The organism is Ferrimicrobium sp., assembly GCA_022690815.1.
Classification (GTDB): Bacteria; Actinomycetota; Acidimicrobiia; order Acidimicrobiales; family Acidimicrobiaceae; genus Ferrimicrobium.
Map to the genome: position 1 here is coordinate 21,406 of JALCZJ010000005.1, position 14,882 is coordinate 36,287.

A 14,882-nucleotide genomic window follows, 5' to 3' on the forward strand; every position below is an offset into this window, starting at 1 on the left:
ACTATAGTCTAGGTTGTGGCAACAACGGAGCAGGTGAGGATACGTACCCGCGGGTACGAGCGTCGTCGACGAGAGCTTGAGCTGCTCACCGTCGCTGCTATCGTGACCATCTTCGCTTGGGTTCTTGGATTCTACGGACTCCACCCCAACGGGCGCATTGACATTGTGGACCCATGGCTCGCGATCGTGGTGCTCGTTCCGATCGGAGCCCACATCGCCAACCGCTACCTGGCATCGGATGCGGACGCAATCCTGTTACCGATCGCCGCACTCCTCAACGGGTTAGGCTTTGTCATGATTGGAGTCCTCGACCCCCCTCAGGCACATCTCCAGGCGATCTGGACGCTGGTATCCGTTATCGCCTACGTCGCGTGTATCTATTTCATACGTAATCCAGACTCGCTGGATCGGTTTCGTTACATCCTCGCTATCGTTGGTATTGGTTTGCTCTTTAGTCCACTACTCCCAGGTATTGGCGAGGATATTGGCGGCGAACGCCTCTGGGTGCATCTGGGTAGCTTGAGTTTCCAACCGGTTGAGATCGCCAAGTTGCTCCTCGCCATTTTCCTCGCCTCATTGATTGTTGAGAAACGGGATCTTCTCGCTCGATTGCGAGGCGGTGGTCTGCGCCGCTTTGGACCGATTGCCTTGACCTTTGGTGTCGCACTCGCCATCATGGCCGCCGAGAAGGATGTTGGCTTTGCTCTGCTCATCTTCACCACCTTTGTGTTGATTATGTGGATCGGAACCGGCAATAAGGCCTACTTGTTCTTTGGGGCGGTGACTTTTGTCCTGGGGTTCGTGGTCGGAGGCCTCGTGCTGCCACAGGTCCATCAACGCATCACCGTGTGGCTTGACCCATGGAAGTACGCGGCCACCAGCGGGTACCAGTTGATCCAGGCCCAATACGCCTTTGGCCTTGGGGGCCTGAGCGGGTCTGGACTTGGACTGAGCCATCCCACGGTTCCTGTCGCAACCTCTGACTTTATCTTCGCCGCCTTTGGCCAGGAACTCGGGCTTTTGGGCACCAGTGCCATTATCATCTCCTTCCTCCTCCTCGTCGGCGCTGGCCTTCGAATCGCACTGAGGGCACATGGGGAGTTCAGCTCACTGCTTGCAATGACGCTCACGGTCATCGTTGCGCTGCAGACCTTCTTTATTCTGGCTGGGGTGATCCGGGTGCTGCCCTTGACGGGGATGACCCTTCCGTTTCTTGCCTATGGTGGATCGTCACTGCTGGCTAATTACATTCTTTTGGCTATCCTCATGCGCATTTCGCATCGATCAAATCAGTACGGCGATCAACGCGAGTCAAACCTCAACGCGGCCAAGGAGTGTGCTGAATAAGTCATGTTTCAAGAACATCACAGCTCTCTGAACAGGACCTTTAGCATCTTAGTTTGGCAATAATCGGGCTTATTCAGCACGCTCCTAGCATTACGCCCCCGCGCCGACACCGAAGGCACCCTCGCGCAGGCACGAGCCACCACTCACGCTGGATTTGATTAAACGCCCGGCCGATCGGCTGCAAACGACCTTCAAGAAATCGAGCAGCACTACGATATCTATACCATGACATTGGGTCAACAATGCGAATTCCCTTCGAGGGCCGAGACGGCTGGGTCGCAGGTATACCCCGGAGCATTCGTACGCGATGGCTGCTGAACTTGCTCTGACGATCATCCTCGTCATCGGGGTCGTCGCCGGTGTCGGATATGGACTGAGGCGCAATGCCTTCGGTAAGCGACTAGCTCGCAACAACGAATACCAACGCCTGCTGGCACAAGCGAGTGAACTCATCCGTGCCGATGCCCATGAAAGTGTTCTCTTTCAAGACCTCTGCTCTCTGATCTGTCAAATCGACCCGGTTCGCCTCGCCTGGATCGGTCGCCCTGGGCCTAACGGGCAGGTCGTTGCGTTGGCAAGCTGTGGGGATACTGGTTATCTCGACAAGATCGATGTCTCCATTCTCGAGAACATCCCCGCCGGACAGGGACCGGTTGGTAGAGCCTGGCGAATGGGCCGCGCTGTCTTTGATGCCGAAGCGCTTCACAACCCTAGTTACGAGCCCTGGCGTCACGCCGCTTCTCAACACAACTTGATGGGGGTGCACGCGCTCCCGATCATGGAGCACACCTCGATCGACGCTATTCTTGTGGTCTACTTTGGCAAGCACGCCCTTCCAGGAGTTGAGGAGCAGTTGTTGCTTGAGCGTCTCGCGAACGACCTCTCCAACGGCCTCACCGTAATTCGCGATCAACAACAACGTCGTCAGCTTGCCGCCGCAATCGCACAGGTGCCCGAGGCGGTCTTCATGCTCGATCAAGCTGGACTGATCTCCTGGTGTAACGAGGGGTGCGAACGTCTCTTCGAACTTGAAGCCGGCAGGTGCGTGGGAGCCGACCCTGGGGTCGTCTTTGGCGACCGTCATTTTGACGGGCTTCTCACCCGACTTGGTCGAACGTCCCATGGCGACGACGCACTCGAGTGGGATGCACCCCAGGTGAGTCAGGCCGGCGTACATCACTGGGTGCACGTCTCAGCAACCCGCCTGTTAGATGATCACGAAGAGGTCATCGGCGCGGTCGTCGTCGAAGTCGACCTCACCGATGAACGCGCGGCAATCGATGCCCAGCAGCGACTGCTCGCAATTCTTGACTCCACCTCAGACGGCATCGGCATCACCGATCGCAACGGCAAGCTCATCTACCTCAACAACGGGGGGCGTCAGCTCCTGAACCTTACCCCAGAAGCACACGTCGAGGGTCAGCACTTCATCGAACTCATCGGTGACCCTGCAGGGCAAGACTCCTTCCTGATCTCCGTCCAACAAGCTGTCTCGAATGGCCGCTGGCAAGGAGAATTGAGCATCACACGTACCGATGGCACTACCATACCGCTCTCGATGGTCATGATGGCCCACAGGAACGGTTCCGGACACGTCGAGTACCTTTCTGCAATCGCTCGCAATATCGTCGACCTCAAGGAGCGTGAGCAGGAGCTGAGCTATCTGGCTGAACACGACGCGTTGACTGGTCTACCGAACCGCCGTGCACTTGACAAGCTGCTCACGAGCGCCCTGGGCCAAGCGAAGGTGAACCAGCGCACGCTTGCCATCGGCGTGATCGACCTCGATGACTTTAAGCCGGTCAATGACCGATTCGGCCACCATAGCGGCGATGAACTACTCGTGCAGCTTGCACGCAGACTCATGGGGCTCCTGCGTGAGGGTGACAGCATCATCCGTCTCGCCGGCGACGAGTTCGTCGTCCTCATCAATGCGCTCGCCACGACACCATCGCAGCCAAGCCATGACCTTACCCATACGCTCACACGCCTCCATCAGGCGGTAGAGATGCCTTTTGATCTTGATGCAAACACCAGTGTCACCATCGACATGAGCATCGGTGTCGCCCTCTTTCCTCACGATGCGCTTGAACCAGACGCACTACTGCGAGCTGCCGATGCGGCACTATACAATGCTAAGCAGAACAAGTATCATCGCCAACGTTGGTGGACGTTGCTCTCAGAGTCCATGGAGTTGTCGGTGGCCAACCCCCCAAAACCATCACCCCCGTCCGCCTATGGGGACCAAGCCGCTGGCCTATTGGCGTCGGCGCTCACCGAATGCGACGGTCTCGTCGAAAATGCCATCGGTGCTTATCACGAGGTAATCGACCGCTTTGGAGCCAGCCAACGGATCCGTGCGAGCCTTGGCGCCGACGGACACACGGCGCTGAAAGCGCAACAAGCAAAATACTTGGCGGCGATCCTGACCCCAACACTGGAGCAGTCCACATTGGAGCGCATGGCCGCTCATGTCGGTGTTGCTCACTGGCTCGTCGGTCTTAGCCCGGCGAATTTGGTTGATTCCACCAACACCTTTCGTCAAGCCCTGATCGACAGTCTCGATGGCGTGCGCACGCAGGCTCACAACGCCAAGCAGCTGATGGCACTGATCGACCGACGAATCGACGACGAACTCGCGGCTCAGCTCGCGGCCATCAGCGCGGTCAATGACCGCTATTTCAACATCTTCGCCAACCCGATCCCCGCCGAAGCGGCGACATGGATCGATATCATCCAGGCCGAGGTTGACATCATTGGAGACCTACCAGGCGTTCGTGCCGTGGTGCTCGCCCGACAGGCGAGTAACGACGCCCTGATTGTAGAGGCCTATGCAGGCTCGAAGGGCCGCGCGATCGCGGATGCCTTCAACACCCCCGAGGCCTCCAATGTCGTGTACCCATCGAACACGGCAAATCAAGGTCTCCCAGCCAGGGCATGGCGCGAAGCGACCATCGTCGCCGCTGACCGTCTCGTGGGTGACGACATCAACGTAGGTAACGACGCCGTGGTAGGCAAGTTCGGCCTCACTTCAGCGGTTGCGATTCCAATTCAGAATCTCAACGGACGCCCGGTAGGCCTTGTGATGATCGTTGGCACACATCCAGCACAGTTCTCGTCGGACTGGATGAGGCGATTCTGCGTTAATCTCAAGCAACGCTTTGAGAACCTTTTCTATCGAATTGTCACCCCGACCCAGGTGCTCGCACGTGGTCAGGCCATCGCGTATCGCGAGCTCCTACTCAGTGGCGGTTTGCGCATGTATGTCCAACCAATCATCGAACTTGGTACCGGCAAGGTGGTCAAGGTCGAAGGGCTTGCTCGCCTTGCCGATCCTGATGGGACCATTATCGGTCCCGGATCGTTCCTTGGCATCCTTGGCACCAGCGAGCGCTATCAACTGTTCCGGCTCGCCCTCTTGCAGCTCCTTGATGCCGAGCGCCATTGGCGATCCCATGGACTCATCCTCGACATCACCGTCAACATCGATGCATCGACACTTGCCAATCCCGAACTAACCTCCTGGTTGTCCGGGACGCTTCGCGAGCACCGATTTCCTCCCCAACGCCTCATCCTGGAGCTCCTTGAGACCGACCAGCACCCCGTCACCGACCCCAGGACGCTTGCTGCGGTGACCCAGACCGGTATCCAGCTCGCCATCGACGACATGGGCTCTGGCTACTCGAACTGGTTACGCTTGATCGACATTCCCGCCAAGTTGATCAAGATCGATCACCACTTCGTTGCCCGCATCAAAGACCATCCTCGCACCGCCCTGAACCTCCTCGGCACACTCATTCTTTCGGCCGTCGACGCGGGTCAAAAGGTTGTGGTTGAAGGAATCGAAGACGCGACGCTGGCGGAGGTTGCCAAGCGCCTCGGTGCCACCTTCGGCCAAGGGTTTCACATTGCACGCCCCATGCCCACCGATCAGCTCGTACCCTGGGCACTGTCGTATCACTGCGGCATTGACGACGAACTACAATCGCTGCTCGGAGCGATGGCCTACCATTGGGCCTTCGTGCACAGCCCGGGCCACTATCGCCGTGGACCACTCACAGAGTGCGCATTGACTCGCTACTTCGAGCGTACTGGGTACTCGGACAGCGTCGGAGCAATGCTGCACAACGATCTCCACGCTCACGACATACCGCCAACCGAGGTGGTAGACGCGCTCACCGACTGGTTCGAGGAGGTCACCACCCAAGTTCTAGCTCAAGCACCACTGGAAAATCCCACCGCATTTGACGGAGCCTCACTCGATCCTCTCCAGTCAGAGCGCCAAGATCGGACTCGAATGCCAGCTTCAGCCCAGGAAGATCACGATACTCCGTGGTCATGGACCATCTAGCACGGCCACTGATGATCGGTCAACGCCAGGCGCTGCTGGGGGCGTCTCCGCTATGGCGCCTCGCTCGCGAAGTGTGACGGACGCTCTTCGAATAACGTGGCCATCATGGTTACCGAGCCCATCAAAGAAACCGAGCCCATCAGAGAAACCGAGCCAAGCAGCGAACCTCCGGTCTTTCTTGTGGTCGTCCCGTTGCAGCTCGACGCACACCAACCCTTCATACTCGCTGAGCAAAGGGGTACCTGCCTCTCACTCCTTCGCGTGCATCTCAATGCCCTCGATGCGAGCCTCATCTCCAAAGCCGAACGGTTCTTGGTTGGTACCGTTGGCCTTACCATCTCGCGCTTGACCTTGAGCATCGCTACCCAAAACCTGGCAATCGAACCGTCGGTTGTAGAACTTTGCTATTACGGCTTTGCCAAAAGTCGGTTTACCAACGGAGACAACCTCACCTGGGCCCCCCTCTACCAGCTGCTCCCAGAGGCTGACCAACGCCAGCCGCCATCACGGCCATGCAGCGACACGCCCGATGAGCAGCTCAACCCCCATGATCGGGAGCTGCTTGCGGCAACCCTCGATCACCTTCGGCAATCACTGGATCGACGGCCAGTGATCGAAGAGATCGAACCCGAAGCCTTCACCCTCTCGTATCTACAACACCGCACCGAGATGCTGCTTGGACGCTCACTCCATACCCAGAACTTCCGGCGAAAGATCCTTGAGTCTGGGTACGTCGAATCGACTGACCTGGCCGTCAACCAAACCATAGGACGCCCAGCTCTCTTATACCGCGTCAGCCGATCTCAGCACGACTAGCTCAATCGTTCTGCCTAGCTTCCTGGTAGCCAAGCTATACTAATGCTCATCATGAGTATTATTGCACCGCCGCTCGACCAGGTGGATTTCGAACGACATATTCGGCAAGCCGTCGACGATCATCACGCCATCATTTTGGCACACAACTACCAGCCGCCTTGGATCAAACGGGTTGCCGATGTAACTGGAGATTCTCTCTACCTGTCTCAGCAGGCTCGCGACACCGACGCCTCAACGATCGTCTTTTGTGGAGTCCGCTTCATGGCCGAGACGGCAAAGATGCTCTCCCCTCACAAGCGAGTCATCCTCCCAGCCGACGACGCTGAATGCTCCCTTGCAGACTCGATTACCGCAGCCGATCTGGCTGCTTGGAAGTCGACGTACCCTGAAGCCATCGTGGTCGCCTACGTCAACACCTCGGCAGCCGTAAAGGCGCTTTCCGACGTCTGTTGCACCTCGTCAAACGCTGTCGAAGTCGTACGCTCCATCCCCGAGGACCGTGAGATTCTCTTTTTGCCCGATCAATTCCTTGGAGCGTACGTCCAACGCATGACGAAGCACCCCAACATGCACCTCTGGATGGGCGAATGTCACGTCCATGCCGACATCTCACCCGATCGACTCCGCGCCAAGATGGCCGAGCACCCCGAGGCGAGTATGATGGTGCATCCTGAGTGCGGTTGTACTACCTCGACCCTGTACGAACTCGCTGATGGGGACCGAATCCATGGACGCCAACGCGTACAGTTTCTCTCCACCAACCAGATGATCGCAAAGGCACGGGAGACGACCGAGGACCACGTGCTCGTCGCCACTGAGATCGGGATACTCTCTGACCTTCGGGCAGCGAACCCAGCGGTGCACTTCGAGGCGGTCAATGACCAGGCTGAGTGCCCGTACATGAACCGGATTACGCCCGCACGACTCCTTGAATCGTTCGGTGGTGCCAACGACGAAATCATGCTCGATGACGAGACCATCGCAAGGGCTCGCTTAGCCGTTGAACGGATGGTCGATCCCGCCTTGAGAACCTGGGCACGGCCGTGACCACGATGCAGATCGACGACGATGCAGCCTTCGACGTGGTCATCGTCGGTGCTGGCATTGCTGCGCTCACCGTCGCACTGTCGTTGCCAACCACAACACGCATTGTGATTGTCAGCCAGAGCTATACCAGCACCTCCAGTCACTGGGCAAAGGGTGGTGTTGCCGCGGCATCGGATGGATCAGCCGACATTCTTGCCCACGCCGACGACACCATCGCCGCCGGAGCAGGCCTCAACGCCCCCGCCCAGGTCCGTCGTCTGGTCAGCGAGGCACCAGAGGCGATCGCCTTTTTGATCAGCCAGGGTGTTGAGTTCGAGCCAACACTCGAGCGCGAGGCAGGACATCAGAGCCCACGAATTCGCCACGCCAATGGCGACGCGACCGGTCTTGCCATCATGGAGGTACTTGGGCCCCGGTGCGCTAGCGCACCCAACATCACGCTGGCGACCGGTCGGCTAATCGAAATTCTGGTCGACGATGCCGGGGTCTGTGGCATCATCGCTGAACGCCAAGGAAAGGGGTGGTCGGTGCGTGCGCCAAGGGTGGTGCTCGCTACTGGTGGATCCACCGGTCTGTGGCGAGATCACACCTCGCCCGACACAAATATCGGTACGGGCATCATCGCCGCATACCGGGCTGGCGCAATGCTTGCGGACCTGGAGTTCACGCAGTTCCACCCGACAGCCATTGCCCTGTCGGGCTCTCCGCTTGCGCTCGCAACCGAGGCCCTACGAGGAGCAGGTGCCTTCATCGTCGACGAGGACGGCAAACGCTTTCTCTTCGAGACTGATCCAGCTGGTGAGTTGGCAACACGTGATCGGGTTGCCCTGGCCATGCATCGCCACTGCGGACCGAGTTATCTTGACGTGAGACCAATCGGTGCGCGTGAGGTCGCGGCGCGCTTTCCGACCTTTCTGGCCAACTGTCGGCGTTATGGGCATGATCCGTTTGTCAACGGTCCCGTTCCCATACGACCGGCTGCGCACTATAGCATGGGCGGGATCGTCGCTGGTGCCGACGGCGAGACTAGCGTCGACGGTCTCTATGCCGTTGGTGAATGCGCGAACAGTGGCGTTCACGGAGCCAACCGTCTTGCGTCCAACTCACTGCTCGAAGGCCTGGTATTCGCCCGGCGCATCGCCACCTCTCTCGCCGAGAGTCCGCGACATCTGCGCTCATCACACCCCCATGAAAGCCTCGATCTGCCATCACGTGCTCCCAAGCGCTCCGAGCTTTGCGCACTTGTAGATGCCGGCTTAGGCATCGAGCGAGACCGCGCGACACTCATGGCTGCCCGCGCAGACCTCACAACCCTCCCTACCATCCCCATGGATCCCTGGGATGCCCATGCCCTAACCGGTGTCACGGCGTTGGTCGAGCTCATGTTCACCGCCGCCATCTTGCGGGAGGGAAGCGTTGGCGCACATACCCGATCAGACGCCAGCAACGAAGACCCAAAGTATCGCATCGAATTTGTTGGCGCCCAAGTTCCTCGACGAGTAGGACGGCCCCAATGACACTGCTTGATGTCATCAATCACGCCCTTGACGAAGACCTTATCCAACCACAGCTTGACCCGATGTCAGCTTCGACTGAACCACCGGCGCATCGCGCATCCTCCACCCATGGCTCGATCCAAAGCGACGACTCACGCCCAATCGACCTCACTGGCTCCTTGCTCGAAGACCACGATGTGGAACTCGCGCTCGTCGCACGGGCGCCTGGCGTCTTCGTTGGTCAGCAAGTCGTCCCCTTGGTGTTGGCACTGACCGCACAACGTCTCGGTTATGAGGTGCCAAACTATGAAGCCCTCCTCGGCGATGGTGACCCGCTCGAGGCGACAACGAAGATCGCCACGATAAGCGGTAGCTTGCGAACCATCCTGGCTGCAGAGCGCACACTACTGAACCTGACGTGTCATCTCTCAGGCGTGGCAACGTTGACCCGCACCTACGTAACAAAGGTCGCTCACACCTCAGCCAAAATACGCGATACCCGCAAAACTACCCCCGGCCTGCGCCTCGAGGAGAAACACGCGGTGCGCTGTGGCGGCGGCGTCAACCATCGCCTCGGGCTCTGGGATGCCTTTTTGATCAAAGATAACCACCTTGCCTACGGGTCGCTCGCCGACCTGGTCACACGAGCACGACTCCATCAGCCAGCGCGGCCGATCGAGGTAGAGGTCGACGATCTCGACCAACTCGACCAAGCAGTGGAACTGGGTCTAGATCTCATCTTGTTGGATAACATGGATGTCGACACAATCAGCGAGGCGGTCAAACGCGTGCGAAGCCGCTGTCGACTCGAGGTCTCGGGCGGAGTGAGCCTTGACAATGTGGTCCCAATCGCAGAGACGGGCATCGATTACATCGCAATCGGTGCACTCACCCACTCAGCACCGATTCTCGACCTTGGACTCGATGACCGCTAAGGCGCGCCCGCCCACATGAGGTCGTGATCGCACCCAATCATATGATCGCGGTCGAGCCTGGCTCCATCAGGGCCTCTGCCCCATTACCACATGTGCCCCATCACCAATCGTGCGCCCTGGCTCGTCAGATGTTGGTCGAGAGTTCTCGTTGGAGCCGTCCGAATCGCGTTCGTCTTTGTGAAACGTAGTGTCCATCATCGTGTAGTCGTCACCTTGTTGCGTCGACCCAGTCTCAGCGGCCTGGATGTCTCCAGGTTCGATATCTCCCGCCTCGATATCATGGTCGGCCTCGTCTGGACGCCCACCCACCAATCGAGGTGCGACCAGGATAGGAGCCGGAACTGGCTGCAGGAGCGCCAGCATGATAGCATCCGATGGACGAGCGCTAAAAAGCTTGATATGCCCGTCTCGACTTGACACCGCCAAGATCGCGTGGACGTTGCCCTCAACGACATCGTCGAGTGCGACGTAGCTCACGCCCTGCCCGTGGGCAGCGAGGATATCTTGCATCAATTCGGTCGTCATCGGCCGCGGTGCACGCTCCTTCGCTAGGATCAGCGCAAGTTGGCGCGCCTGTTCAATAGAGATCGGTATGTCGAACTCGACCAAGGACGTGTCGTCAGGCAACAGCGTGATACGGGCAAATGGCTCCGGAAGGTCAACGCCGACCCGAATAAGTCGACAGGGTACAAAACCGGCGAGGTTGAAGTTCTCAGGATCGACTACGGGCACGCTGGGCCCCAATGTTGAGTGCCAGGCCGACCATCGCCAAGAAGGCCAACATGGCCGACCCCCCGTAGCTGATAAGCGGCAGCGGAATACCGGTAATCGGCATGATACCGATGGTCATGCCGACGTTCTGAAAGATCGAGTAGCCAATCCACGCCACGGCCCCGGCAACGATCAGTGTTCCGGTGATGTCTTTTGCCCAGCGCATTGCGCTCCAAAGTCGCCATATCAGTATCGCATATCCGGCCAGTAAGGCCGCTGATCCAACAAAACCAAGTTGCTCTCCAATTGCCGTAAAAATGAAGTCAGTCTGCTGCTCGGGAACGAACGCCAGTGTCGTCTGCGATCCCTTGAAAAGTCCAACTCCAAAGATATGTCCGGAGCCGATAGCGATCTTGGATTGAGCCAGGTTGTAGCCAAAACTTGAAGTGTCAGCCTTCGGATTGAGAAATGACAGCAACCTATGGAGCTGATAGCTTTTGAGAAAGCCAACGTGAAGCACCGTGACAACTCCAAGAACCCCGACGACGAGCAAGGCCAACAGGTATCGTGCCGGCACGCCGGCCATGACCAGCAGCAACGCCGTAATGATGCCGATCACGATCCCGGTACCGAGATCCGGTTGCTTGATCACCAACACCATTGGGATACCACCCATCAGGAGAATGGTGATAACCCCTCGCAGATCGATGGGATCCTCTCGATTCGCCACGTATGCAGCGATGCCGAAAATTACACCGATCGGCGCAAATTCCGATGGCTGCACTTGGACAGGACCGAGCTGGAACCATCGCTGCGATCCGAGCTGTGAAGACCCAACCGGAGTCAATACGGCCAGCAATCCAAGAAGGCTCGCACCATAGATGAAATAGGCGAAGTGAGCGATCCGCTGGTAGTCCACAAGCGCTAGCACCACCATAGCCACGGCTCCGAGGAGGAAATAGATGGCCTGACGCTCGAAATAGTAGTTTCCAGAGATTCCTGCGTGGATCAGCTGTTCTTTGGTGGCAGAGTAGACCATCAATACGCCAAAAGCACCAATGCCCAGCGCCACGACAGCGAGCAGAAGATCGACCTTGAAGAGCCGCTGCACCAGGCTCGTCCTGCGACGAACGGCCATCTGGGTCATGACAGTCCCAGGATCCTCTCAAGCGTCGAGCGCGCCATCGCGCTTTGACCGGCCTCAGCCTGGAAGCGAACAAGTGCGGTGGCAATCCAGTCGGAGAGCTTCAAATTCTCTGATCGAATGCGTACGCCACCAACGACGTGGTCGACCCTGCTGGCCACCACCTTGCCGTTTTTGTCACGTTCAAGGCTAAAACGCTCTGATCCAACATCGAAATAGTCGGTGCGCTGTTTGCGCTTGGCTTCTGTGTGCACCCGATCCCCAAACAGCTCGAGCACGCGCTCCAGACCTACCGTCTCAAGGGCTTGTGCCTCTGCAGCCAGCTTGAACAAGTCTGAGGAATCAACCAGACCATCGGCATCCGCGCCAAAGGCGCCACCTGATTCTTGACCATTGTCTGCTACCATGATAGCTATAGAGTAGTAGCTCTAGCTGGTATCACTTTAGGGTTAAGGAGATCCTTTCATGAGCATGTTCAAACGCGTCTCTCAGGTCTTCCAACAGAAGTCGAACGCGCTTCTTGACAAGGTTGAGGATCCAACACAGGCCATCGACCTCAGTTATGAAAAGATGCAGGAGAATCTTCAGCAGGTTCGTCGCTCGATCGCCGACGTCCTCACCTCACAAAAACGTCTCGAAGCCCAACGTGCGCAACTCCAAGCGCAATACGACAAATTGCAGGGCCAAGCCCGCCAGGCGCTGCAGCAAGGACAGGAGGACGTCGCAAAGATGGCGCTCCAGCGAGCGACCGCGATCCAACCCCAAATCGACTCTCTAAACCCCCAGATTGCACAACTCGCCCAACAAGAGAGCGCACTCGAAGAGACCGGGCGCACGCTGAACTCAAAGATTGAGGCGTTCCGTGCCCAGCGCGACACCATGAAGGCCCAATATACCGCCGCCAAAGCATCCTCCTCCGCGCTTGAGAACCTGACTGGCCTCTCCGATCAAATGACCGATGTCAACATGATGATGGACCGAGCCCAAGATAAGATCACCCAGATGCAGTCTCGTGCTGCAGCCGTCGGCGAACTCGCCAACTCGGGTGTTCTTGATTCACCATCACTTGGAGGTCATGGCGATGACATCGAGGCAGCCTTGGCGCAGAAGTCCTCGGCCAGCGACGTAGATCTCCAGCTTGCCGCCATGAAGGCGGAGCTTGGAGGCGGAGCTGCCCCCGCAGCGAGCATCGCTGCCCCGTCGACGCCGGCTACTCCTGCCGACGATGACGCCACAAAACAAATTCAAGCAGGTTCGACCGACGCATCACCATCCGATGGTGCCGCCCAGCCACCAGTGGTATCCGGAGCCAATACTTTCGTTGTTCGTGTGCTTGGACAGAATCGTTTTCGAATCGCGAACTCGATTCGACCAGCGCTTGACGGCCTCGACGCCGCCCTTGAGATGGCCGTGGACAAAAACGATTCCGACTCCTTCGCACAACTGGTCAAGCAACTCGGACTGTTGGTTGCAAGTAACGGAACGGCACTTGATGAGACCGACACCACCAAGGCGGACCTCGTACTCCCTAGTCCTGACATGACGCTCGAAGAAGCGAAGAAGCTCTTCTTCGACACGCCGACAGCATCAGTTCCCGATGAGGATGCTCAAACAACACCAGCCAGTGGGAGCTGAGCAGCTCCATACTGTCGCGACCAAATTGGTCTGATCGACAAGCTGCTAATAGCTGTAGTTCGATCGTTGTTGGGTTCGATCGTTGTTGGGTTCGATCGTTGTTGCCTTGTCTGTCGATCACAAGCGTTATTGACGCCATGCTTTCGTCTGCCTCGATGCCTGGGATGAGCCCGAGCTCCAGCGCAAAGAGTTATCCTCACCCGCCCACAAATCATGTGCACCAATACGTCGCAAACCACCCAGTTCGGCAAGTTCACAAGTTTGGAATTGAAGTCTAACCAGCGGCCCATCAATCGGGTGGTCTCTTGCTATCGTTACCTCGCGTTGACTTGCGTCGATCGCGCGATTCTTGACATCTTGGCCGAAGTTCCCCCACCATGACAACCAATATCGGGCCCCACCAGGGGGTTTGTAAGTAGAGCCCTGCCTACAGGTAGCCGAGAGTCGGAGAGACTCCAAGAAGCTCAAAGGCACGTTGTTGTAAGGGGGTGGGTTTGGTGATCATGACAAACGAGTCAAGATCGGTGTCTCTGGGTTGGATCCGGTTGGCTGTGACGGTTGCCAGATCCTCCATGAGGGTAGCAAAGCTGTGTACTGGCATGTGATCGGCGCTCACCTTGGTGCTCGCCTTTGCCTTAGCACTCGTTGATCGCATCGCCGGTGCAACGGGTGAGTCCCTAAGGGCTTTGGCACCGGCTGGATCATCGTCTTTGAATAACATCGGAGCCAAGGTGTGTGCCATCGCAAAACTCACGTAGTAGCTGAGCATCCGTAAGAACACATGCACCCTCACTCGTGTCTCGGTGCGGTGACGGATTGGCCGGATATCGAGGTCGGTGTTACAGCCACGAAAGACGCGTTCGACGTTTGACAAGGACTTATACGACAAGACGACCTCTTCGGTCCCCAGTACCTTGGACTCCACGCTGGTACGAAGCACAGAGACACCGTCCAAGATGGTCTCAGCTGCGATCTTTGCCTCATCACGTCGGTAGGTGAAGGTCTCATCGGTGATCTCGATAATGAAGTGCTTGGCCATCTTGTAGCGGTCAATGACGTTGCCGACCTTCATCGCTATCTTGTCCTTACCCCGGAGTGGTCGACGTTCGCGATTCAAAGAGGCGACGATCTTGTCGAGCTCTGTTTCGGTAGCCGCCAAGAGGGATTGGCGCGTCTTGGTACGCTCCTTGGCTACGTGTGGGTTCAAACACGCAACGAGGCGTTCACCCGGATCGTCAGGGTGCGTGACCTCGACGAGATCCCTCTCGTCAAAGAGGGAGAGCTCTATCGCCTCGTCTCGTATCAGGGCTCGAATCTGTGGAGCACGTCGTGCGGTGATGAAGTCGAGCTGTTTGGGGGTGACGTCTTCTCGTAGACGTGCTTGGGTCAAGAGTCCTCGA

At 57.8% G+C, this 14,882-nt stretch carries 11 protein-coding genes; 7 read left to right on the forward strand and 4 right to left on the reverse strand.

Features of this window, described 5'->3' with window-relative positions:
* The first annotated feature begins 15 nt into the window (after positions 1 to 15).
* The 6 genes from MP439_02465 to nadC all read left to right on the forward strand — a co-directional run bounded on the left by MP439_02465 (position 16) and on the right by nadC (position 9,992).
* Positions 16 to 1,347, forward strand: a complete 1,332-nt coding sequence (locus MP439_02465) for an FtsW/RodA/SpoVE family cell cycle protein (protein MCI2974922.1) — start codon at positions 16 to 18, stop codon at positions 1,345 to 1,347.
* 307 nt (positions 1,348 to 1,654) lie between these two features.
* Positions 1,655 to 5,698 (forward strand): EAL domain-containing protein, encoded by a 4,044-nt coding sequence (locus tag MP439_02470; protein ID MCI2974923.1) that lies wholly within the window; start codon positions 1,655 to 1,657, stop codon positions 5,696 to 5,698.
* Positions 5,699 to 5,803: 105 nt separating this feature from the next.
* A complete protein-coding gene (locus MP439_02475) occupies positions 5,804 to 6,514 on the forward strand; it encodes a hypothetical protein (protein ID MCI2974924.1) in 711 nt (236 codons plus the stop codon).
* Positions 6,515 to 6,565: 51 nt separating this feature from the next.
* Positions 6,566 to 7,561, forward strand: a complete 996-nt coding sequence (nadA, locus tag MP439_02480; protein MCI2974925.1) for a quinolinate synthase NadA — start codon at positions 6,566 to 6,568, stop codon at positions 7,559 to 7,561.
* Positions 7,562 to 7,566: 5 nt separating this feature from the next.
* Complete coding sequence (locus MP439_02485) at positions 7,567 to 9,078, forward strand: FAD-binding protein (GenBank protein MCI2974926.1); 1,512 nt, start codon at positions 7,567 to 7,569, stop codon at positions 9,076 to 9,078.
* Positions 9,075 to 9,992, forward strand: a complete 918-nt coding sequence (gene nadC, locus MP439_02490; GenBank protein MCI2974927.1) for a carboxylating nicotinate-nucleotide diphosphorylase — start codon at positions 9,075 to 9,077, stop codon at positions 9,990 to 9,992. Before MP439_02485 ends, nadC begins: the two co-directional genes overlap by 4 nt.
* 66 nt (positions 9,993 to 10,058) lie before the next feature.
* Here nadC and MP439_02495 read toward each other — a convergent pair whose 3' ends face one another.
* Genes MP439_02495 through MP439_02505 form a run of 3 tightly spaced genes read right to left on the reverse strand, consistent with a single transcriptional unit; the run spans position 10,059 to position 12,254 of the window.
* Positions 10,059 to 10,724, reverse strand: a complete 666-nt coding sequence (locus tag MP439_02495; GenBank protein MCI2974928.1) for a bifunctional nuclease family protein — start codon at positions 10,722 to 10,724, stop codon at positions 10,059 to 10,061.
* A complete protein-coding gene (gene rodA, locus MP439_02500) occupies positions 10,705 to 11,850 on the reverse strand; it encodes a rod shape-determining protein RodA (GenBank protein ID MCI2974929.1) in 1,146 nt (381 codons plus the stop codon). Before rodA ends, MP439_02495 begins: the two co-directional genes overlap by 20 nt.
* Positions 11,847 to 12,254, reverse strand: a complete 408-nt coding sequence (locus MP439_02505) for a hypothetical protein (protein MCI2974930.1) — start codon at positions 12,252 to 12,254, stop codon at positions 11,847 to 11,849. The genes rodA and MP439_02505 overlap by 4 nt, the downstream gene beginning before the upstream one ends.
* 58 nt (positions 12,255 to 12,312) lie before the next feature.
* Between MP439_02505 and MP439_02510 the strand changes: the two genes are divergently transcribed.
* Entirely contained in the window at positions 12,313 to 13,482 is a 1,170-nt protein-coding gene (locus MP439_02510; protein MCI2974931.1) for a PspA/IM30 family protein, read from the forward strand.
* A 427-nt stretch (positions 13,483 to 13,909) separates the two neighbouring features.
* Here MP439_02510 and MP439_02515 read toward each other — a convergent pair whose 3' ends face one another.
* The gene (locus tag MP439_02515) at positions 13,910 to 14,872 is read right to left on the reverse strand and encodes a hypothetical protein (GenBank protein ID MCI2974932.1); all 963 of its coding nucleotides are present in this window, start codon (positions 14,870 to 14,872) and stop codon (positions 13,910 to 13,912) included.
* Positions 14,873 to 14,882 lie beyond the last annotated feature (10 nt).

Excerpts from the sequence above, each read along its gene's own strand:
- MP439_02510 (MCI2974931.1), top strand. The coding sequence starts at position 12,313 with ATGAGCATGTTCAAACGCGTCTCTCAGGTCTTCCAACAGAAGTCGAAC.
- MP439_02475 (MCI2974924.1), top strand. The coding sequence starts at position 5,804 with ATGGTTACCGAGCCCATCAAAGAAACCGAGCCCATCAGAGAAACCGAG.
- MP439_02470 (MCI2974923.1), top strand. The coding sequence starts at position 1,655 with ATGGCTGCTGAACTTGCTCTGACGATCATCCTCGTCATCGGGGTCGTC.
- MP439_02505 (MCI2974930.1), bottom strand. The coding sequence starts at position 12,254 with ATGGTAGCAGACAATGGTCAAGAATCAGGTGGCGCCTTTGGCGCGGAT.
- rodA (MCI2974929.1), bottom strand. The coding sequence starts at position 11,850 with ATGACCCAGATGGCCGTTCGTCGCAGGACGAGCCTGGTGCAGCGGCTC.
- nadC (MCI2974927.1), top strand. The coding sequence starts at position 9,075 with ATGACACTGCTTGATGTCATCAATCACGCCCTTGACGAAGACCTTATC.
- MP439_02485 (MCI2974926.1), top strand. The coding sequence starts at position 7,567 with ATGCAGATCGACGACGATGCAGCCTTCGACGTGGTCATCGTCGGTGCT.
- nadA (MCI2974925.1), top strand. The coding sequence starts at position 6,566 with ATGAGTATTATTGCACCGCCGCTCGACCAGGTGGATTTCGAACGACAT.